Genomic DNA, 22324 nt, shown 5'->3' on the forward strand with positions numbered 1-22324 from the left:
TCTGGTTGTTTTAGATTTTGAAAAAGAAAATGGCGCTTGATGCGCCATTTTTTGTTGTGTATTTTCATTTGCCATCTGTTATCACTTACTACTTGTTATCACTTACCATTCAATCTAACTTGACGACTGTTCTCTCTTAATGAGCGTTTTAACATCCGTAATCGATTGCTTAATTGGGTAAGGTTTTAATTCGCTAGGCAACAGTTGAAAATTTCTTACGCTCGGCTTCTGCTTTTGCATTCGCAAAAATATCGAGAATTGCTACTGTATCTTCCCAGCTGAGGCATTCATCAGTAATAGATTGCCCCTTAGTGAGTGGAAAATCACCAATGCTCTGTGCTCCTCCAACTAGGAAGCTTTCAGACATCACTCCAGCAATGTATTGCTCACCATCGATGATTTGCTGCGCGATATCTCGGGCTACATTGAGTTGGTTTTTCGCAACTTTTAGGCTATTTCCATGGCTACAATCAACAATTAAGTTTGGGGTCAAGCCGTTCGACTCTAGCTGCTTTGTTACTTCACATACGTGTTCGTTGGAATAGTTTGGTTTTTTCCCGCCTCGCAGAATAACGTGTCCTGCTGGATTACCTTTGGTCATTGCGGCAATAGGTGCTTCACCGAATCCTGAAACGCAAATGAGGTGGGATGACTTAGCGGCATGAATCGCATCTATTGCGATATTGATATTACCATCTGTACCGTTTTTAAACCCAATAGGGCATGGAAGTGCTGAAGCCATTTGCCTATGTGTTTGGGATTCCGTAGTTCTAGCTCCTATTGCACCCCAGCAAATCAAATCAGAAACGTACGGGTAAATGGTCGTATCCAAAAATTCAGTTGAGGTAGCCAGCTTTAAATCGATGACGTCTTTTAGGAACTTTCTTGCGACAAACAGCCCTTTTCTCATATTGTGGCTGTCATCCAAATCAGGGTCGACAATGAGTCCTTTCCAGCCCACTCGGGTACGAGGCTTTTCAAAATAGGTTCGCATTATGATTAGAAGTTGGTCGCTATACTTGCCCTGTAGATCCGCTAACTTACGGGCGTATTCCAAACCAGCTTCTGGATCATGGATCGAACAAGGACCAATGATAACCAGTAGTCGGTTATCTTCCCCGTTTAAGATTTGTGAGATTTCTTTTCGCTTCTCACTGATAAACAGTTCACTCTCTGAATTCAAAGCGATTTCGTTCACCACATCTGGTACTCGTGGCAGTGAACCGATAGGGGTAGAGTGAATCAGTTTTTGTAGCTCTTGCATCCTTCCTCCTACAAGAAGTGTTCCTTGATGCTTTACCTTTAACGAAGTTTAATCCAGCTAGGATCTAGCAGGACGAAATTAAACAAATGATAATCATTATCATTTTTGATGGAGGATTATTAAGATATCAGCAGCATAATGTCAAGCCTATTATCTGAGGGGAATTCGACGCTCTTAGTAAGAAAATCAACTATATGTCAGTAAGTTATTCAAATACTCATTAATCTTCGTTGATATACAACTATTCCCATTATCATTAAATGATAATAATTATTATTAATGTTTGAGTTTAGTGCCGACCTAGTGTATTAAATTACCCGATTTCGCCTTGTGGCGCGTTTAATGGATTAAATAGTGTGGAAATAGAAATGAGAGAACTGACAACGGTACAAACCGCTTATCTAGTTGGCAGACAGTCACGGCAATCTATGGGAGGGGTAGCAGCTCATATTTATGCTGAATTTGATGGGGAAGACATAATCCAGGAGCGATTGGCCCTCGCGGTAACGCAACTTTATGCTTCTCACCCAATGCTAAGAATGAAAATCACTTCTGAAGGGCAACAAACTATCTCTCCTTTGTCTTCTATTCATAGGCTTGTTGTTGATGATGTGAAGCACCTAAATGCAGAAGAAACAGAGTCTTTTTTAATTGATAAACGCGCGGCTAAAACAGATCAAAAGCTCGATTTAGAAAATGGCCAATGTATCGAAATTAGTGCCACTTTCCATTCTCAAGGTAAATGCCGCTTGCATATCGATGTGGATATGATTGCAGTTGATGCTCAGAGCTTCCGAATTTTAGTGGAAGATCTAGCCAAGTTCTACACAAACGAGCAGTGTAGAAAAGAAGCATCAGAACGGGTGCCTTTCTTCGATTATTTAGAGCGACAATCGTCAGATAACTATCTTATTTCAAAAAGAAAAGAAGATAAAAAATGGTGGAGAGAGCGTTTGACCAGTATCGCGGATGCCCCTACATTCCCTTATGTTAGCGAAAGCATCGACCGACAACATGGACATAGCCAGCGATTTACACATCTATTCACGCCCGACGAAAGAGCGTCCTTAGAAGATCTTGCAAGAAAACATCATTTAACCCTGACTCAGCTTTTCTTAACCCTATTCTCGCAAGCAATAGGGAGCTCTTGCGCTGCGCCGAGCTTTCGACTGAACGTACCCACTTTCCATCGTGGGTTTTACACAGAGGATGTTGATGCTGCCATTGGAGATTTCTCCAACTTGTTGATTTACAGCGCCAGCTTAAAAGCGCAAGAATCAACTCTTAATCATTGTCGTCGTACAGCCAATCAGCTTAACCAATTACTTAGCCATGAAAGCTATTCTGGTGTGACGTTAATGCGTGATTTGTCTCGTCATCATGGTACGGTTCAAGCATCACCGGTTGTATTCACTTCGGGCATGGATTTCGATGGTGATAATCTGTTCTCTGACGAGGTTACCAACGTATTCGGTAAGATGAATTGGGTGATCTCACAAGGTGCTCAAGTGACTTTGGATGCGCAGATAGCCCCAGCTTATAATGGAATATTCGTGAACTGGGATGTACGGATGGATGTGTTCCCAGACGGCTTTGTTCAAACTCTTTTTGATAAGTATATCGCTATAGTAGTGTCACTCGCTGCCAATCCGGAAAGCATCCATCACTCTCTGGAACAGACATTGGTAAATCTTGGATTTGACTGCCCATCACTCCCACTGGAAAGCTCATTACCCCAGCCTTTGACAGAACTTCAAAAATCCTATCTCTTAGGTCGCTCGACTCAGATCCCGATGGGTGGGACTGCGATGCATGAATTCAGGGAATACCGAGGCAAGATCGAATCCGATCTTGTTGAATCCCGCTTAGAAGTGCTAGTGAAAAAATATAATGCGCTTCGAATGCATATAGATGAGATTAAACTGGTGCAGTATGTCTCTCCCAAGGTGGGGATTAATTTCCAATCTCATGATTTTAGGTCTCTTGCTATTGAGCAAGCTTTGAAAAAAAGTGAAGAAATTCGCGTTGCAAATAGCCACAATATGCACGACCTTTCGAGATCACCTTGGGCTGTGTCCGTTATTCAATTACCGGAATCAGACTTAACGTATCAAACCATTGTATTCACAAGTTTTGATGCATTAATTGTGGATGGAAGAACACATACTCTGATTCTTTCTGAGCTATTGAAAAAGAACAGTGACCAACTGCATCATATCAGCGTAAGTAAAGCGCCTGACTTAAACGAATTCGCTTTAAAGCAAAATAGCGAGCAAGCTACCGCTAAAAAGCTTACAGACGAAACCTACTGGGAAAACAAGCTGAATCCAGAGTGCGTACCACCATCACTTCCTTGGAAGCAAAGAATAGAAGATATTAAAGCCTCGCACTACCAGCGTGAAAGCATCGTGTTTGAGAAATCTATATTAACTAAGCTCACTATGGCGAGTGCCGAGAACAGTTTATTTTTGAACTCATCACTGTCAGCATTAATTCTTGAAGGAATGTCGTACTGGACTACTGAGCAAGAGATGAGGGTAGGGTTTCCTGTCGCTATTCCGCAAAGTGGTCGCCCAATGGGGAATGATTCTACCTTTGTTATTTTGGAATACCGGAAGAACGAAGGCACGTTATTAGAGCGAGCCCAAAGCATTCAGAATGATATGCTTGAAGCACTTGACCATTTGGATTTCTCGGGTGTTGATATTAATCGACAAATCATGAGCTCCCGTTCGACCTCATTGGCGTTACCTGTAGTGGTTACTAATGGTTTGGCATGGGATACCTTATCTGAGGAAGACGATTTGGTGTTCTTCTCCGGTGTGACTCAAACGCCTCAGGTTGCCCTCGATATTCGTCTAAATTTCGATGAAAGTAAGAATCTAGTATTGAGTTTCGACTACGCTGTTGACGCCTTGGACAAGCAAGTTGTTGTTTCGATACTCGAGTCAATAGAGCGCCACGTGCTATCTGTGTGTGAGAATAAACATTTCGATGTCGCTCCACGCGAGGTTGTAAACCTTGATCATTACAAGCTGAACTGCGACCCGTCGGATTTTGAATGCTCTAGGTTTTTAGCCAAGATTGCAAAAAATTTGGGTGGCGATGCTTCGAGTGATATCGCGGTTATTTGTGGTGACAGGCAGATAAGTTATAAAGCCTTTGGGGAAGATGTACATAAAGTGATGCAACATATTGCTCACCTTGGTTTGAAGCAAGGTGATGTGTTGGCGATCTGCTTGCCAAAGAGCCCTGAACATCTAGTTATGACCATCGCATGTTCGCTGTCTGGTATCATTTGGGTGCCTATTGATGCTTCATCACCAGAAGAGCGATTGGATTATCTATTGAGCAATTGCAATGCAAGCTTGGTGGTAAGCGTTCAGCCTTCTGGTCGAGCACACTCCGTGACCTATGAGTCGCTTTTGCAACCTGTCGATGAAACCTACGTTTTGCCTTCCAACGATGAGTTAGAAGTGTTGAGTAAAAGTGAGCATGGCTCTTACTACTTATATACCTCTGGAACAACAGGAAAGCCCAAATGTGTAGTGATGAATAGCCGAGCGACCTCCAATGTCATTGGGGAAACCTGTAAAGCGTGGGAAATTACTTCTGACGATGTTTTGATGTGTGTGACACCTTTCCATCATGATCTTTCTGTGTTCGATATCTATGCGGCATTCTCGACGGGCGCCACCATTGTATTACCGGCAGCAGGAGAAGAAAAAGACGCAATCAGGTGGAATCAGCTGGTAGAGCAGCATGGCATTACCATCTGGCAATCGGTGCCAGCCCTTATGGAAATGCTGCTTTCCTGTATGCAGGGTGAAAAACTGAAATCTTTACGACTAGTTTGTCAGGGTGGAGATTACGTTAAGCCTAAGACCATTGAAGAGCTCCGAGCGTTAGAGCAAGATATCCGTATGGTTTCCATTGGCGGACCAACAGAAACGACCATATGGAGTGTATGGCATTTTGTGACAGACGAGGACATCACCGTTATCCCATATGGTCGACCATTCCCTGCAAACCAATACTTCATTATGGATGGCTTAGGGAAACACGTCCCACAAGGGGTTGTCGGTCGAATCATGACAGTCGGGGCAAACCTTGCATCAGGCTATTTGGAAGATGGTGAGTTGAAACAAACTGACTATGTAACGATAGTGGACGATCAAGGCAATAAAGCCAGAGCCTTTAGAACAGGGGATTTAGGTTATTACCGTGAAGATGGGAACATCATTTTTGCCGGACGAGTTAACGGTTACGTTAAGGTTAGGGGAGTACGCGTCTCGCTTCCTGACGTTGAGAAAGAGCTAAATCGATGTCCTGTGGTTGAACAGGTACTGATCGTGGATTACACAGAGCGTAATGGTGACATTGCTTTGGGTGCGATTTATACCGTTGCCGAAGGTCAATCTGCAAATACGGCAGATATACGTGAATTTGCCCAGCAGTGCTTACCAAATTCTCACGTTCCTTCTCAGTTACTGGAACTGGATAAGCTTCCACTTTCGCGAAATGGTAAGTTCGATCGAAATCAAGCAAGAGAGCAATTGATTCTCTCACTTGGTCAAACTGAACCAAGTACAGGTCAGGTTAAACAAAGCGCCAGTAAGCAGAGTACTTCTAAGCAAAGCAGCTCAATCGTTTCAGCGGTTGAACCGAACTTCGCAAAGATCATAGAAGCTTATGAACAAGTGATTGGGAAGCGTCTTGAAGGTTTTGATGAGAACAGTGCATTTTTATCGTTAGGGTTAAAGCCGTCTCATCTTAAGGAAGTGTCGTCTCAACTTAGCCATGTCTATGGTCATAAAGTGTTCGCTCGTAAGCTCATTAAATGCAGAAATGCGAAAGAGGTGAGTGAGCTAATATCAGGCTGAGTTTCTATCTATTGCTAAAAAGAGCCGAACTCAGAGGTTCGGCTCTTATAGTGAGTTCAATGTAGAAATCAGTCGAGTAAAGGTTTTCAATTCTGTTATTACTGCATTATCAGCCATTCTTGGTTACTCAACGAGCGGCTATAGCCATGCAGGCGGAAAGCGGTTTGTTTATTTGTCCTGCCCTTTAAAAGCACCTTGATTGTGTTTTGGGGGGCGTAGGTAGGTTTTATCTTGATTGATCGGTATGAAAATAGTTAGCATATGGTCAATGACTTACTGCATCACCGTTACGTATTCATATCGGGCTAAAATCCACTGGATCAATACATTTTATTTCACCAACCGCCAGATTAAATTTAAGTGATAAGAGAAATGAGAATCAATATTATTTTTAAAATCATTGCTGTGATTTTAATTTCAGTTTCGACGTCGGTTATTGCTAAACCTTCATCAACGACCCATGGATCTTATCCAAGAACGTTTGTAAATGCTGATGGTTCTGAAACAGCTATCCCCGCAAAACCAACCCGAATACTTTCTACATCTGTAACGATTAGTGGAACATTGCTTGCTATTGATGCTCCTTTGATTGCGAGTGCTTCTAATTACGAAGGGACGTTTTTCAAACAATGGGCAGATTTGGCTGAGAAACGACACGTTGAAAGTGTATGGCCAGCAGGGAGCGTCGATTTGGAGTCTGCGTATCTTTACGAGCCTGATTTAATTGTTGTGGCATGGCGAGGAGCCGATTCTGCGAGGGAGCAACTGGCTGAATTTCAACAAATCGCTCCAACAATTGTGTTGGATTATACTGCTCTATCTTGGCAAGATTTAGCCATCAAGCTTGGTGATGCAACTGGATTGGAAAATCAGGCCCAGCAACGCATAGATGAATTTGATCAGCTCGTTGCAGACAGCAAAAGCAAAATAAAGATCCCAGATGGAGAAACAAACATTGTTGCCTACTATGGTGCCGGGTCAACCAATGCTGTCGCTCTGGAAACAGGGGTTCATGCTAAGCTGCTTTCAGATCTTGGATTTCGTATGGAAGCACAGAATCGTCAATGGCATGATAATAGCATTCCACTTTCCGACTTTTTGCGAGTACATTTCGAGTTGCTGACTCAGCTTAAGGCGCAAACCACATTCCTGTTAGAGGCGAATGAAGAAACCGCTAAAATGTTCATGCAAGATCCTATTCTCGTCAACCTTCCGGCGGTGAAGAAGAAGCAAGTCTTTGGCTTGGGTATGAATTCTTTTCGAATAGACATGTACAGCGCAATGGAAATTGTTAATGGTATCGTTGAAAAATTTGGCGAATAACCTAATGCTGAACAATGAGAAAAAAGGTTTTTTGGAATGACAGCCATTGTCCATCCCGCCCCTAAAGATATCTGTAAAGAGCGGAGAGATACCAAAAAACGTATCTGGTTCTTTGTTGGATTGGTGTTGTTATTCGTAGTTTCTTGTTTCAGCATATTCATTGGAACACACACTATCTCACCCAGCGTGACAATGGATGCCATCTATTCGTTTGATCAAAGCAATAGCGACCACCTTTTAGTTCACCACCTACGAATTCCCAGAACACTTCTTGCAATCATTGTTGGTGGAGCGTTAGGCGTATCTGGCGTTATTATGCAAGGGTTAGCTCGTAATCCGCTGGCTGATCCTGGAATCCTCGGGGTCAATGCTGGAGCAACGGTAGCCGTCGTATCGGCGATAGCATTTCTTGGCGTCTACGATGTCACTTACGTGATGTGGTTTGGTTTGTTGGGAGCAGCTTTGGCAGGGGCAGGTGTGTTTGTGCTTGCTGGTATTCGAAAAGGTGCCAATCCAGTCAGGGTAGTGCTAGCCGGTACAGCATTATCCGTCGTATTACTCGCGTTAACTCATATGATTACAGTTAATAGTGACGAGATGGTGTTTGAACAGTTTCGTCACTGGTCAGTCGGTTCATTTCAGGGGCGTGGTTACAATGTGGTGATTCCTACATCATTGCTAATTGCAGTAGGCTTGATCGTTGCGTTCTCACTGAGCAAAGCTTTAGATACTGTATCACTTGGAGAAGACATAGGTCATGCGCTTGGGGTTAATCCAGTGAAAATATGGAGCTTAGCGTCTATTGCCATTGTTATCTTGGCTGGCGCATCTACTGCGGCAGCAGGTCCCATCAGCTTTGTTGGTCTTACTGCACCTCATATCGCGCGAGTAATTTCCGGTCCTGATCATAAATGGCTATTACCATTTTCGTTACTTATTGCATCTACTCTGGCGGTTGTGGCTGATGTTTTAGGGCGAGTCATTGGCTACCCTAATGAGATTAGTGTAGGAATCATGATCGCATTGATAGGTGGTCCATTCTTTGTTTTCTTGGTCAAGCGCTGGAAGATTTCCCAACTATGATTAATCCACGTACTCCTGTTCGCATGTCGGGTAACGGGCATGTCTTGCGCTTCGGGTCGCTATCGTTGCCCTATCAACTTTTGCACATAGTTGTTGCTTTAATATTGTTTACATTCGTTTGTGCAATTTCTACGTATTCTATGACGTTGGGTAAGTTCAATATTTCCTTGGTCCAGGTTGTCGACGCTATTCTCGGAATGGGTGAAGGTGGAATAAAAGAACGGGTAATCCTCAACATAAGGTTGCCGAAAGTATTGACCGCCATTTTTGTTGGTGCAGCTCTGGGGATATCGGGTGCGGTTTTTCAGTCAGTATCCCGAAATGCTCTAGGTTCTCCAGACGTTATCGGTTTTACGACTGGTGCTGCGACTGGTGCCATTGCACAGATTGTCTTGTTTGAACAAGGCGCATTAGAAGTTGCTTTGGCTGCCATCGTGGGCGGGATTCTTACCGCCGTTATCGTTTATCTGCTTGCTGTAAAAGCGGGAGTAGTGGGAGGCTATCGCCTAATACTGACAGGTATTGGCATTGGGTCTATTTTGAGTGCACTGAATGGGTTAATGCTCGTGAAGGGTAACTTGGATAGCGCAATCATGGCTAACCTTTGGCTTGCTGGGTCTCTTCACGCCAGAACGTGGACGCATGTTTACCCAGTGCTCATTGGCGTGGTGGTGTTGCTGCCTGTTATGATGATCTTAAAGCGTGCACTTTCAATGATAGAAATGGGGGACGATATTGCCACCCAGCTAGGAATACGTGTTGAGAGAGTTCGTCTTTCCATGATTTTCTTCGCCGTTGTGTTAGCAGCATTTGCGACAGGTGCGGCAGGACCTATTGCATTTATCGCACTCGCTGCTCCTCAGTTAGTCGGTAGATTAAGGCAGTCACGAGCTTTGTCACTTTTCTCCTCCGCACTAATGGGGGCGCTGTTGGTTTTAATGGCGGATGTACTGATTCAGTGGTTGCCATTTCAAGCCAGTGTCCCGATAGGTCGAATGACTGGCATTGTGGGCGGTATCTACTTGATTTGGTTACTTACACGGTCTCGTCAGTTTTAGATTCCAGTCATCAAGAATAATAATACATCCAACGCAAATGAGAATGCTTTACATTAGCCTTTATTGAGAATAAAGTAACCCACTAATTTTTATTAACCCAGAAACAAATCCACTAGGAGTGGTCTTTGTTTTTGTAAAAAAATGGCTTTGGCTCCCTAAAAGGACAGTTCTGAATTCTTTCAGACTAGGAGAAAGGAACATGACAAGTAATAAGCTCCACTTGCAAGATAAAAGTGGACGCGGCAACGCAGTAACGGAATTTGAAGAACAAGTTTGGATGCACCATCAGCAAAGCGAAGATGGGACAACTCAGTATTCAGCGGCTTACCATCTCACAGGAAAAACCAATATTGGTAGGCTAGTTGCCTCATTAAGCAAGCTTCCTCAATTCGTACCGTCTCTTAATGTGTGCTATCAGTTTGACGAAGATGCCGGATTACTAAAATCAGAAGGCAATGCTGCTTCTCAAACCATCAACATTGAAGCCGTGGATTCTATACAGGACGCGATTTCTCATCTTCAAAACAAGCAATCAACTCCTATCGCTCTAGAAACACATTCCCCAATCCAATTCATCGTCTATATCTGTGAAGAGAGTGAAGTGGTTTTGGGTGTGATTTCGCATCAAATATTAAATGGTGAAGTTTCTTGGAAAGAGATTTTTGAAGTTCTAAGTTCGCTCTATAACCATGGTTTATCGGCGATAGAGAGCCAAGACCGATCTGAGCACGTGATTGGTTTCACTCCTCTTCAGAAATTAAACAACCTTTCAGAATCTTACTTGCCTTGGATTAAGCGCTCTGCACAGGATATAGACCTAGTTCAGACTGGAATCAATGACGATATTTCTTCTTATCTTCATGCAGCAATACCTCGGAAATTTTCAACGTCTATCCAAAGAAATACCTATGAAAAACGTTTTGGAAGAACAATGAATGACGTAGAAATTCTTTCTGCTACTGCGGTTCTTTTTGCTCGTTACGTCACAGAATCTAATGGCTTAGATAACTTGGATGTGTTTGTACCCTCCGATACTAGCCAGCAAGCCTTTGAGATGAATGGATCCATGATTGAGTCGGGATTAACTCATCTAACCCTGGGCAATACAAATACAGATCTGGGTAAGGCTATTACCGATGTTATTGCACACCTAACAACTGCACAGAATTCCAGCGAAGAAGAGGTGTTTACGGGTTCAGCGGCATTGGTAACTTGGCTTGTTGATCCTTCAAGCTATTTGTCGCTTGAAGAAATTGAAGCGAAGAAACTGCCAATGGCACCACTTCATCCAAAATTTGAAATTTCTTTAGGTGTTGGTGTTAACCCACAGGGTGAGTTGTCTCTTGAACTTGTGACAGGTTCAACCATTTCGCCACATGTTGGCGCGTATTTTTTTGAGCAATTCATCGGTTACATTGGAGGAGAGCCAGTCGCTAAGCCAGTGATACAGGCGCAGACCATTGTCTCGGAAACGTTGCCAGTGCAAGTTGAGGAACAAACTCAATCGATTTTGGATGTGATTTTAGCTGAGTTCCGCGCTGCATTAGATCTAGAACACTTGACCAAAGATGACGACTTCTTTGATTTCGGCGGGCATTCTCTTATCGGAACCAGAGTCATCGGTCGGTTGTTAAAAGATCATGGGATTGAAGTACGAATTGATGACTTGTTTACCTACAGAACGGCTGCCGAGTTGGCAAAACGTGCCAAGAAGCAGGAACATGTCGAATCGATGGGTATCCAGGCTGAAGAAGCAGAATCTACGTTAGACTCCGTTGCGGATCTTATCTTAGCCGAGTTTAAGGAAGCCCTAGCGTCCGAAACAATGACAACAACAGACGATTTCTTCGATTTCGGAGGACATTCTCTTATCGCGACTCGTGTTATAGGTCGACTGTTGACGCACCACGGTATCGAAATCAGCATCAACGATTTGTTCAGTAATCCGACTGCTCGCTCATTGGCTGAGCAAGCCGCTTTACAGGTTTCGGCACAAACTGAAGAGACGACTGCGATAAGTGAAGCTGGCTCGTCCATCGCACCATTGTCACTGGCTCAAAACTCTCTTTGGAAGGCGATTCCGAAATACGCTAAATTTGGGTTAAACACCATTTTCAACTTACCGTTTGTATTACGTTTCCTGGACGAGCTGGACGAAGTCGCGTTTGGGGAAGCATGCAGGGATCTGATTACTCGACATGCAGGGTTACGAAGCCATTTCTTTGAGGATAACGGTAAACCGTGTCAGCAAGTGATTGATGTGAGTAGCCTTGATAACTACAAATGGTTTTGGACTTCTGGTGAGTGTGAGATTGAAGACAGAGATGAATTTCTAAAGCAAGAAGCCATTCATCCTTTTGACTTAAAGAGTGAGTTGCCTCTGCGAGTACGTTTTATCCGCTGTAAAGAGTCTGGGCAGCAATTCCTATCCTTCCTGTTCCACCACATCGTACAAGACGAGTGGTCAGTGAACTTGATGATGGATGAATTGAATTACGCGTATAAACTGCGTGTACAAGGAAAGTCGCCAGCTTGGAGACACGAAGCCCTTCCAATGCACGAATATGCACGTATGCAGAAGAGTTCGGGAACGCATCAAAAGCATCTAGACTACTGGTTAAACAATCTTAAAGATGTACCTTGGTCCACACCTATCTTCCCTAAAGATCATCCACTATCAAGTAATGTTATAGAAGCGGGACCGAAAGGCGGCTGGATTATTGTTGAGATAGAAGACGATGTGAGAGATGGTCTATATGCTCTTGCTAAAGCGCAAAGTGCATCTTTGTTCAATGTGGTTTATGCATCTATTGCAGCTGCTCTGAATGTGCTAGGTGCACCAGATAAACTTATTGTGGGTACATCTGCTTCTGGTCGACACGATGTTGAATACTACGACACGATTGGCTATTTCACCACGGTCGTTGCCCACTTGGTTAACTTTGGTGAGGCTAAGACCGTCGCCGAATTGGTCGCCCAAGTGAAAAACACAATCAACGACTCCATGCCGTACGCAGACATGCCAATCGATCTTATTGAAGAGGGTTTAGTTGGCGGTGAACCCGACGTAGATGGTCACATGTTTGAAGTCTTCATTCAGCTCCATGCCAAGAGTAAATTCAGCGGAGCCTTCGAATTGTCTAATGGTGACAAAGTGAACTTCCAGCAAGTTGACTCAGATAGAAGTGAATCAGGTTTAGGTCTGCAGTTTGAAGTTTTAGAAGAAACGGTGAACGACGAGCAAGTTCTGCGTGTGATGATGAGTTATCTCAAAGAGAACTACAGTCAAGCACAGGTGAAACTTTTGTGTGACACATTAAGCGCTCTGTTTGCTGAGTTTGCGAAATCCGCAAAAGGTGACCAATCGCTTGAAGCCATCAAAGGACGAGTTATCGAATCGGAAACGGTGTAACGCTCGTCGTACATTGGCAATGATACAGTAACAAATCGTTGCGTTTGAGCAGCATTGAGGGGAATATACTCTCAATGCTGCTTTGTTGTTTATATATCGTTAAATCAGGAAGTTATGATCCAAACCACTGCATCTCCATTAAATACGTTGTCTCGGCTAAAAGGCGAGAACCTCAAACTCGCCTATGAAAATCGAGTCATTTGCGAAGATCTGGAACTCAGCATTCCAGATGGGAAATTTACTGTGATTGTTGGACCTAATGGATGCGGCAAATCGACATTGCTTAGAAGCTTATGCCGATTGCTCAAACCTTCAGAAGGGCAAGTGTGCCTAGATGGAAAAAACATACAGAAAGTACCGGCAAAAGAGTTGGCTAGAGAATTAGGTTTGCTGCCTCAAAGCTCACAAGCGCCAGATGGTATTCGAGTGGTGGATTTGGTGGCACGTGGTCGATACCCACACCAAAAGTTATTTAAGCAGTGGAGCCCTGACGATCAAGAAGCCGTCTATCAAGCCATGGAAGATACAAGTGTAACCGAATTAGCAGAAAGGCAAGTGGATGAGCTTTCAGGTGGTCAGAAACAACGTGTTTGGATTGCCATGGTCTTGGCACAGAAAACGCCCATCGTATTACTCGATGAACCAACCACATTCCTAGACGTGGCGCACCAGATCGACCTTTTAGAGTTATTCAGAAGCCTCAACAGAGAGAAAAACCACACGATTGTTGCTGTTCTGCATGACTTGAACCAAGCCTGCCGATATGCGGATCATTTGATTGCGTTTACTGGTGGAGAAATCGTTGCACAGGGTGAACCCAAATCTTTGATAGATGCTGCGTTAGTAAAACAAGTATTTGGTTTAGATAGCGTTATTATTGATGACCCAGTAAGTCATACTCCACTGATTGTGCCCCTTGGGAAGTAAGGGGTTATGTCTTTTCTATCTGAACTGGAAGTTCGCACACTCGGTCCACACAAGCTTAGTCCGCAAGAGCTGGGTTCACAAGAGCTGGGTTCACAAAAGCTTGGCCCACAAAAGATCTGGCAACGTCGGTTTGATGTAAAAGCGTACACAGATCTTGCTCCTCAAGCACTGAACATTGTGTTACCCAAAGAAATGGCGCGCGCCGTACCAAAACGAAAAGCGGAGTTTGTAGCAGGAAGAACCGTTGCGCGAGAAGCACTTCAAAGTGTGGGCTGCAATTGTGCCGAATTACCCATTGGGGAACACCGAGCCCCCATTTGGCCAAAAGGCTGGATAGGAAGTATTTCACATACAGATGATATGGCGCTAGCGACGGTAGGTTTAACGAGTGAAGTGAGCATGCTGGGGTTAGATGTGGAAAACCTGATTGAAGAAACTCAAGTGGGTTCACTTATGCCAATGTTTGTTAGCCCCATAGAGCTTGATCTGTTGCCCGCGACAAAGTTGTCACGTCAGGCATTCGCAACATTGGTATTCTCGGCAAAAGAGAGCGTTTTTAAAGCCATTTACCCTTATGTGAAGACTTACCTAGAGTTTACCGACTCTATACTTATCGATATTGATATGGTCAGAAGGGAAGCACACTTTAAGTTGTGCGCACAAGGCGAAGCCGAATTTGGGCAAGCATTAGAATTGCGTGTGTATTTCCATTTTGAAGGCAGTAAAGTTTATACCCTCGTATGTGATCATAGAAAACATCGATTGATTCGATAGAAACTACCGAATTTATACCTATTCCTTCCAGCGTTATTCTGTTGATGTTCCTATTTTGCAAGTCATTTGCAATCAACAGATCCTAGAAGGTACTTAGGTATGACGGCACAAAAAAACATATCAGGTAATCGAGCCCTTATTGTTGAAGGCGGCGCGATGCGCGGCATATTTGCAAGTGGCGTTTTGGATGCTTTTCTTATCGATAATTTTCAGCCGTATGATTTTGCCATCGGCGTCTCAGCTGGAGCATCCAACCTTATTGGGTATCTTTCTAAATACCCAAAGCGCAGCCAAAGAGTGATTGTGGAATTGGCTACGCAGAAGCGATTTTTCAATCCGACTCGATTCGTTCGAGGAGGCGATTTGGTGGATGTTAAGTGGCTGTGGGAGCAAGCGAATTCACTATACCCCATCAATGAAAAAACGTTATTTTCCTCCATTCCAATGTTTGCTGCTGTCACCAATGCCATTACAGGCAACGCTGATTATTACAGAGTGAAACCCAGTAATATCGCGCATGTTATGGAAGCGACTTCTGCACTGCCGATTGCCTATCGAACAACGCCGTGCTTTTCCGGAGGATGTTATACCGATGGTGGTGTTGCGGATTCTATCCCTGTTAGAGAAGCGTATAGGCGTGGAGCGCGTGATATTACGGTAATTTTGTCACACCCCTTGTCTTACACCATGCCTGAAATGAAATTCCCTCGATTGATGGATCAGCTTCTGAAACGTTATCCCAATATGGCTGAAGCGATGAAGCAACGCGCTCAAAACTATAATGAGTCCCTAGATTTTATTCGAAATCCCCCTAAAGGTTGCGTTGTTAGGGTCATCGCACCTGATGAGCAATTCAAAGTGGGGCGATTTACCATGAAGCAAAGCGCGCTACTGTCTGGGTATGAGAAAGGTATTGATGCTGGGAGAACCCATATGGAAAGATTATCGGGTACTTATGGGCTGACAGAAGAGGACTGTCATTTCTGTGTGTAAGATAGAGTATAAATACGATCTATCATAAAAGCGGTTGATTGAAAAAAGCGGCGTTTGCCGCTTTTAGTGTTCAGAGTTAAGCTCGGTCTAATTTTTGTGGTTTGGATTGATTCGAGCCATGTGAAGAACATTGACAAATTCGCCTTCTCGAAACGCACCATCGACCGCTTCACCCTCCACTTTGAAACCAAATTTTCGATACAAAGCCAACGCAGCCTCGTTATCGCAGTTTACATCCAACTCGATTCGTCTTAGGTTCAGCCATTTGTCGGCTAGATGAATAACGGTTTCAAGCAATTTACTGCCAACACCCATGCCATGATAATCATCATGAATACCTAGCCCGAATCGACCCACGTGCTTTAATCGAGGTCGCTGCATGTGCTCGAAGCCAATATTGCCAACGACTTTTCCATCAACTTCCGCCACATAGGTGTATACATGTTCCGGAATATTACTAAGTCGTTTATGCCACATTTGAGGTGAAGGTAAAGGGAGCTGTAGGGTTTCTCTGTGCGCTTTCGGCTGTGTGTAAATCTCGCACAATGCGTCTACGTCTTTTAATTCTGTCGGTCGGATATTAATGTCCATACTGCTCTCCTTTTTACGCTTGTCAGTTCATTTTTTAGTGTTTTGTTTTATGGGTGAACCTTCAAAATAACGAAAAAAGTTAAGTAAAATCAATGATTAATTTTGTTAGAAATTGAAGCAACAACAATGCCATGATCGCTGCTCATCGAATCTTCATCATAATTTGGTTGGACAAGATGCTTATCGAGAGTTTTATGCTGGATTAAACAAGAGGTGAACTCCTGAGATAGCAGAATATAATCAAGAGTATTTCCTTGGTCACCATAATAATGTGACGGTGTTCTGATAGATGTTGGTGAAGATAGCTGCCAACTATCAGAAAGGTAGAGCTTATTTTTTTCTACCTGAGTATGTTCTTTTAGTAGCGGCTCAACCAAGCATTGTATTGAAGGGCTGGTCAGGTTCTGATTCATATCACCCATTAAAATCATAGGGCGGTCATACTCTGATTTTATTTGTCTCAACTGGTGGCGCAAAGCCATGGCTTCTTCGTTTCGCTGTTGGCTGGATTTTAATGATCCAATAAATTCATCTGAGTAACGAGAGTAATGGTTTTCTGGGTTTTCTACGTCCATCGGGCGCTGAGATTTCAAATGAACCACAACTACATCTATCGTTCCAAGCGTTGGTGTTTTTATCACAGCGTGAAGTGGCATTCGAGAATAGTTGAATGTTGCGGGTAAACCCAAGGCATGTCGTGTTTGCTTATCTATCGTCAAGCCTTTGCTTTGTACGATAGGGTGCCTTGACGCCAGCCCAGTCACTGGCTTGAAATGTACATAATCACTTTCAACATGAGGTTGATCCACTGTCGTGAAGTTCATTAGACCGGACGAGTGACAGATTTTTTCCAGTGGTTGTGAACTGAAAATTTCTTGAAAGCCAACGAGGTCAGCTTGAATAGCCAGAAGTTGGTTTGCGGTCCAAATACACTTTTTCTTCCACTCTGAGTCGGTGTAAATGTTATCGAATTCGTAAAACGCGTTAGGCGGCTCGATGAAGTTGAATAAATTAAATGTAGCGATTTTGAACGCATGATTCATGAGCAGTTAAAGGACCTATTTTTAAAAGTGACATGACTTATAACCTAAGGTTAAACTAAATCTAACAATTAGGAACAACAGAACCTAACCACATCTAATCTAGGCTGTATATGGAAAATTCTAACCCGCTTAGCGGAAAACCAACCACATGGAAGACGCCACATAACTTTCTGATACTCATCTCTATAGTGGTGCCTATTGCTTTCTCGAGCTGGCAGGCACTGCTGAATAACTTTGTTATTGAGAAGGCAAACTTCGACGGCTCCGATATTGGTTTGCTACAAAGTGTGCGTGAAATTCCCGGATTTCTCGCGTTTACTGCCGTCTTTGTTCTGTTATTCCTACGTGAGCAACGTTTCATTATTTTATCTTTGGTCATGTTAGCGGTGGGCACAGCCATTACCGGCTTTTTTCCATCTGTAGCGGGTTTACTTTGTACTACGTTACTGATGTCGATTGGCTTCCATTACTTCGAAACGTTAAAACAATCCTTATCACTTCAATGGTTAACAAAAGACGAAGCGCCAGAGTTTCTTGGCAAACTCATTTCCATCGGTTCTTTGGCTGCTCTGTGTACCTATGGCGGCTTGTGGGTTGTGCTAGAGCTGATTGAATTGGATTTTAAGTGGGTATATTTGCTTGCTGGTGGCTCCGCCCTCGCTATTGTTATTTTTATTGCAATGTCATTTCCTGAGTTTGAATCGCGTACCCCACAGAATAAATCTTTAGTGCTTCGAAAGCGTTACTGGCTCTATTACGCCTTAACGTTTATGAGCGGAGCTCGTCGCCAGATCTTTGTGGTTTTTGCCGGTTTTCTTATGGTCGAAAAATTTGGCTATAGTGCGGCAGACATTACGCTGCTCTTTTTGATTAACTATCTATTCAATTGGTTGTTTGCAAAGAAAATAGGTCGGCTAATCGGTCAGTTTGGCGAGCGTAATGCACTTTTGTTTGAATATGCGGGGCTAATTTGTGTTTTCGTCGGTTATGCTTTTGTCGATTCTGCGGAGTGGGCTGCAGCTCTTTATGTTGTTGATCATTTGTTCTTTGCATTTGCTTTAGCCATTAAGACTTATTTTCAAAAAATTGCTGATCCTGCAGATATGGCTTCGACGGCAGGTGTAGCATTCACAATCAATCATATTGCCGCCGTTGTGATTCCAGTAACATTCGGCTTTTTGTGGTTAATTTCCCCAGGTAGTGTTTTCTTAGTGGGGGCCGGTATGGCACTGATTTCTGCTGTTCTTTCTTTCAATGTGCCAGAATCACCGGAAGAAGGTAACGAAGTGCGTTGGGGGCAGAGCTTTTCTTGATTGGTTTGTTAGTAATAAGATTTTGAAACAAAAAAGCAGCCTCAAATGAGGCTGTTTTTTTGATCCAGAGCATAAAATTTCATGTGCGGGTATATACCTGAAATCATTGGCTATACTTAACATTATATTTCGAGTTCTAATGAATATTTTCTTGGCAAAAGCGAATTTGATTCGGAAGATACGTATTTATTAAGGTTTTTTTTGCTGAGTTTCATAATGAATAGTGGTTTAATCTGTTTTTTTGCTTAGTACTCTAAATATTGTTATTTTACGCATCTAGTTAAGAGAGGAAGGAAACTCAATGAAATTTAAAATGACCGCGCTAGCGTTATTGTCTTTAAGTGCTGCATCTACAGCTTACGCTGAAGAATGTGGGGATGTCGCTATTGCCGATATGAATTGGAACTCTGCGAGTCTTATCGCCAATATCGACCGCTTCATTCTGGAGCATGGTTACGGATGTGATGCTGAGCTCGTGCCTGGTGACACAATGCCAACAGGTACATCCATGATCGAGAAAGGTCAGCCAGATGTCGCTCCAGAGCTTTGGAGTAACAGCCTAAAGACAGCTCTGGATAAAGGGGTAGAAGAAGGGCGTTTGCGTTATGCCGGTAAAGCACTCGTAGACGGTGGTGAAGAAGGGTTTTGGGTTCCATCTTACTTAGTAAAGAAATACCCAGAATTGGCAACAATCGAAGGTGTGAAAAAGCACGCGAAATTATTTGAACACCCAGAAGACCCAGACAGCTCGGCCTTCTATACCTGTCCAGCAGGTTGGAACTGCCAAATTTCATCAGGTCACTTGTTTAACGCTCTGGGGCTAGATAAAGCGAAATTCAGCATCGTTGACCCAGGGTCAGGTGCGGGTCTTTCTGGTTCGATTGCAAAAGCGTATGAGCGTGAAGAAGGTTGGTTTGGTTACTACTGGGCACCAACCGCTATTTTGGGCAAATACGATATGGTGAAAGTGGACTTTGGTAGCGGTGTCGATAAGGATGAGTTCGTAAATTGCACAACGTCTGAAGAGTGTGCCGACCCTAAAGTCACCATGTATCCACCTTCTCCTGTTCACACAGTAACAACGGAAGAGTTTGCGTCACGTGCACCAGCAGCTTATGAATATTTCACTAAGCGTGGTTTCACAAATGCAGACATGAACAGTTTGCTGGCTTGGATGGAAGATAACCAAGCTGATAGTGAAGAAGCTATGACGCACTTCTTAGAAGAGTACCCACAAATTTGGCATAGCTGGGTATCTAAAGAAGTTGTCGCGAAAGTGGAAAAAGCACTTTAAGCAAATCTTAGCAGAAATGTTATTTAGATTAGCTTTTAACTTCGATTGTCTTTCATAAGGCAATGTTGGTTTCGGTAGATTGTTTGCTGAAACCTAAGCAATATAGGTCTGTTCGACAATGCAGACCGTAAAAAGATGTACATCGGGGCAGTCTAGAATCGTCTAGCTGCCCCGGTTGGTAAAGGAAATATTATGTCTGACAGTAGCTGGTTAACCAGTTTCCCAGAAATGGATCGCGCTGACCTTAGAACGATTCGCAAAACATTAGATGGGGCTTACAAAGAGTTTTCCCGTGAATACGGTGACTTGATTGAAGCTATTTTTGACCCTCTTCTCTCTTTTCTAATCTGGTTTGAAAAACTCCTCATCTCGACCCCATGGTTTGTTGTACTCGCAGTGTGCACAGGGCTGGTCTATCTCGCGAGTCGTTCCTGGAAGTTAACGATAGGGTGCGCCGTTTCGCTCTTGCTTATTGGGTATTTCGGCATGTGGGAAAACACCATGCGAACACTCAGTATTATCACCGTCTGTACGGCGCTCGCGATTATAATAGGTATACCGATAGGTATTGCTATGGCACGCTCTAACAAGGTGCAATCGGTCGTTACACCACTTCTTGATGTTATGCAGACGATGCCTGCATTCGTTTATCTCATTCCTGTCGTTATGCTTTTGGGTATTGGTAAAATCCCGGGTCTTATTGCCGTAATTATTTACGCGATACCACCCGTTATTAGGCTAACCAATCTCGGTATCCGTCTTGTGGATAGCGAAGTGTTGGAAGCGGCTACAGCCTTTGGTGCGAACCGCTCTCAACGTTTATGGGGAGTTCAGCTTCCGCTAGCGATGCCAACAATTATGGCCGGTATTAACCAAACCATCATGATGGCACTTTCAATGGTGGTTATCGCTTCGATGATAGGGGTTAAAGGATTGGGTCAACCTGTTCTTAAGTCGATTACCAACCAGTACTTCACTTTAGGGCTTCTGAACGGCTTTGCCATCGTTGCCTTGGCCATTCTGTTTGACCGATCTTCACAAGCTTATGCAAAACGTACCCAAGCACACCTAGGAGGGCTTAAGCATGACTAAGCCACTCATCGAAATCAGCGATTTGTCGAAAGTTTTTGGCTCTAACCCAATGTCTGTGGTTAAGCGAGTTGAAAATGGTGATTCAAAAGACGACATCTTAGCGGAAACCGGTCACACCGTTGGTTTAAGAGACATCAACCTTAAGATCAACAAAGGCGAGATATTCGTCATTATGGGGTTATCTGGGTCGGGTAAATCCACACTTATTCGTCACTTCAACCGACTGATTGACCCTACACAAGGGAAGATCATGGTAGAAGGCATCGATGTGATGAGCTTAGATACCAAAGAATTAGAAGACTTCCGTAGGCATAAAATGTCGATGGTTTTCCAGCGTTTTGGTTTATTGCCCCACAGAACCGTTGTTGATAACGTCGCTTACGGTTTGGAAGTACAGAAAGTTGATAAAGCACAACGTATCGATAAAGCCACTGAATGGCTAGAAACCGTTGGCTTAAAAGGGTACGAAAAGCAGTATCCTGCCCAGCTTTCTGGTGGTCAGCAGCAGCGTGTTGGTTTGGCTCGCGCGTTATGTACCGATGCTGAAATCTTGCTGATGGATGAGGCTTTCTCTGCACTCGATCCGTTGATTCGTAGTGAAATGCAAGATCAGCTTATTGAATTACAAGAAAAATTGCACAAAACCATCATCTTCATTACTCATGATTTGGATGAGGCACTTCGCCTTGGCGATCGTATCGCTATTCTAAAGGATGGCGTGCTCGTGCAAGAAGGTGCGCCAGAGGAAATTCTTCTGCACCCAGCAGATGAATACGTTGAAGCCTTCGTAAAAGACGTTAACCGTGCTCGTGCGCTAACCGTGGAAACCGTGATGCAGCCGCCGGCTTATCGTGTTTCTGCCAAAACGATCGAAGAAGCACTCATTCAAATGAAACAGCTTAAGAATGAATATGCTTACCACGTAACGGATGAAGGCTATCAAGGTTTACTAACCCAAGAAGGTTTGAAAGACGCTGCTGCTATGAAGGACAGAACCGACATTTGTGAAGAAATCTACGAATCGGTGCCTTCTATATCTCCAGATGCCATTATCGAAGAAGTACTTCCAGAAACGATGTGTTGTGATTATTCACTGCCAGTTGTTGATGATGAAGGCAATCTGAAGGGAGAATTAGAGCGAAGCGCAGTTGCCGATATTTTTTCAGAAGCGTCTGAAGAAAATGGGTTACAAGAACGCAAGTTAGCTGTGAACCTCTAACTGTTCGTTCAGGTACATTTTTAATGTTCTAACGTTTTAAGATTAAGCCGACGCA

At 43.5% G+C, this 22324-nt stretch carries 15 protein-coding genes; 12 read left to right on the forward strand and 3 right to left on the reverse strand.

Translation table 11 applies throughout. From position 1 onward, the window contains the following. Positions 1 to 193 precede the first annotated feature (193 nt). Positions 194 to 1264, reverse strand: a complete 1071-nt coding sequence (locus VPNCDNU1_RS06040; protein WP_104399532.1) for a 3-deoxy-7-phosphoheptulonate synthase — start codon at positions 1262 to 1264, stop codon at positions 194 to 196. A 368-nt stretch (positions 1265 to 1632) separates the two neighbouring features. On the opposite strand from VPNCDNU1_RS06040, the gene VPNCDNU1_RS06045 reads away from it, so the two are divergent. The 8 genes from VPNCDNU1_RS06045 (at position 1633) to VPNCDNU1_RS06080 (ending at position 15717) form a co-directional block, all read left to right on the forward strand. Then, positions 1633 to 6147 carry an amino acid adenylation domain-containing protein gene (locus VPNCDNU1_RS06045; RefSeq protein ID WP_104399533.1) on the forward strand — a complete coding sequence of 1505 codons (4515 nt, stop codon included), beginning with the start codon at positions 1633 to 1635 and terminating at the stop codon, positions 6145 to 6147. 372 nt (positions 6148 to 6519) lie between these two features. After that, the gene (gene fepB, locus VPNCDNU1_RS06050) at positions 6520 to 7470 is read left to right on the forward strand and encodes a Fe2+-enterobactin ABC transporter substrate-binding protein (RefSeq protein WP_104399534.1); all 951 of its coding nucleotides are present in this window, start codon (positions 6520 to 6522) and stop codon (positions 7468 to 7470) included. Positions 7471 to 7506: 36 nt separating this feature from the next. Next, positions 7507 to 8553 carry a FecCD family ABC transporter permease gene (locus tag VPNCDNU1_RS06055; RefSeq protein ID WP_104399535.1) on the forward strand — a complete coding sequence of 349 codons (1047 nt, stop codon included), beginning with the start codon at positions 7507 to 7509 and terminating at the stop codon, positions 8551 to 8553. Then, positions 8553 to 9611, forward strand: a complete 1059-nt coding sequence (locus tag VPNCDNU1_RS06060; protein ID WP_371410778.1) for a FecCD family ABC transporter permease — start codon at positions 8553 to 8555, stop codon at positions 9609 to 9611. The genes VPNCDNU1_RS06055 and VPNCDNU1_RS06060 overlap by 1 nt, the downstream gene beginning before the upstream one ends. 199 nt (positions 9612 to 9810) lie before the next feature. After that, entirely contained in the window at positions 9811 to 13023 is a 3213-nt protein-coding gene (locus VPNCDNU1_RS06065; RefSeq protein WP_104399537.1) for a condensation domain-containing protein, read from the forward strand. A gap of 114 nt (positions 13024 to 13137) precedes the next feature. Next, a complete protein-coding gene (locus VPNCDNU1_RS06070) occupies positions 13138 to 13950 on the forward strand; it encodes an ABC transporter ATP-binding protein (RefSeq protein ID WP_104399538.1) in 813 nt (270 codons plus the stop codon). A gap of 6 nt (positions 13951 to 13956) precedes the next feature. Further along, positions 13957 to 14724 carry a 4'-phosphopantetheinyl transferase family protein gene (locus VPNCDNU1_RS06075; RefSeq protein ID WP_104399539.1) on the forward strand — a complete coding sequence of 256 codons (768 nt, stop codon included), beginning with the start codon at positions 13957 to 13959 and terminating at the stop codon, positions 14722 to 14724. Positions 14725 to 14823: 99 nt separating this feature from the next. Further along, complete coding sequence (locus VPNCDNU1_RS06080) at positions 14824 to 15717, forward strand: patatin-like phospholipase family protein (protein ID WP_104399540.1); 894 nt, start codon at positions 14824 to 14826, stop codon at positions 15715 to 15717. 87 nt (positions 15718 to 15804) lie between these two features. On the opposite strand, the gene VPNCDNU1_RS06085 is transcribed toward VPNCDNU1_RS06080, so the two are convergent. Both VPNCDNU1_RS06085 and VPNCDNU1_RS06090 read right to left on the reverse strand, forming a co-directional pair. Next, positions 15805 to 16308 (reverse strand): GNAT family N-acetyltransferase, encoded by a 504-nt coding sequence (locus VPNCDNU1_RS06085; RefSeq protein WP_104399541.1) that lies wholly within the window; start codon positions 16306 to 16308, stop codon positions 15805 to 15807. A gap of 89 nt (positions 16309 to 16397) precedes the next feature. Then, positions 16398 to 17351: an endonuclease/exonuclease/phosphatase family protein gene (locus VPNCDNU1_RS06090; protein WP_104399542.1), complete on the reverse strand. Its 954-nt coding sequence runs from the start codon at positions 17349 to 17351 to the stop codon at positions 16398 to 16400. A 110-nt stretch (positions 17352 to 17461) separates the two neighbouring features. On the opposite strand from VPNCDNU1_RS06090, the gene VPNCDNU1_RS06095 reads away from it, so the two are divergent. The 4 genes from VPNCDNU1_RS06095 (at position 17462) to VPNCDNU1_RS06110 (ending at position 22269) form a co-directional block, all read left to right on the forward strand. After that, on the forward strand, positions 17462 to 18664 hold the full coding sequence (locus VPNCDNU1_RS06095) for an MFS transporter (RefSeq protein ID WP_104399543.1): 1203 nt from the start codon (positions 17462 to 17464) through the stop codon (positions 18662 to 18664). 301 nt (positions 18665 to 18965) lie between these two features. Further along, positions 18966 to 19958 carry an ABC transporter substrate-binding protein gene (locus VPNCDNU1_RS06100; protein ID WP_101109913.1) on the forward strand — a complete coding sequence of 331 codons (993 nt, stop codon included), beginning with the start codon at positions 18966 to 18968 and terminating at the stop codon, positions 19956 to 19958. Between the two features lie 192 nt (positions 19959 to 20150). Next, complete coding sequence (locus VPNCDNU1_RS06105; protein WP_101109912.1) at positions 20151 to 21050, forward strand: ABC transporter permease; 900 nt, start codon at positions 20151 to 20153, stop codon at positions 21048 to 21050. Then, positions 21043 to 22269, forward strand: coding sequence for a quaternary amine ABC transporter ATP-binding protein (locus tag VPNCDNU1_RS06110; RefSeq protein WP_104399544.1), 1227 nt, complete (start codon positions 21043 to 21045; stop codon positions 22267 to 22269). Before VPNCDNU1_RS06105 ends, VPNCDNU1_RS06110 begins: the two co-directional genes overlap by 8 nt. Positions 22270 to 22324: the final 55 nt, after the last annotated feature.

This window comes from Vibrio penaeicida (genome assembly GCF_002933855.1).
Lineage (GTDB): Bacteria > Pseudomonadota > Gammaproteobacteria > Enterobacterales > Vibrionaceae > Vibrio > Vibrio penaeicida_A.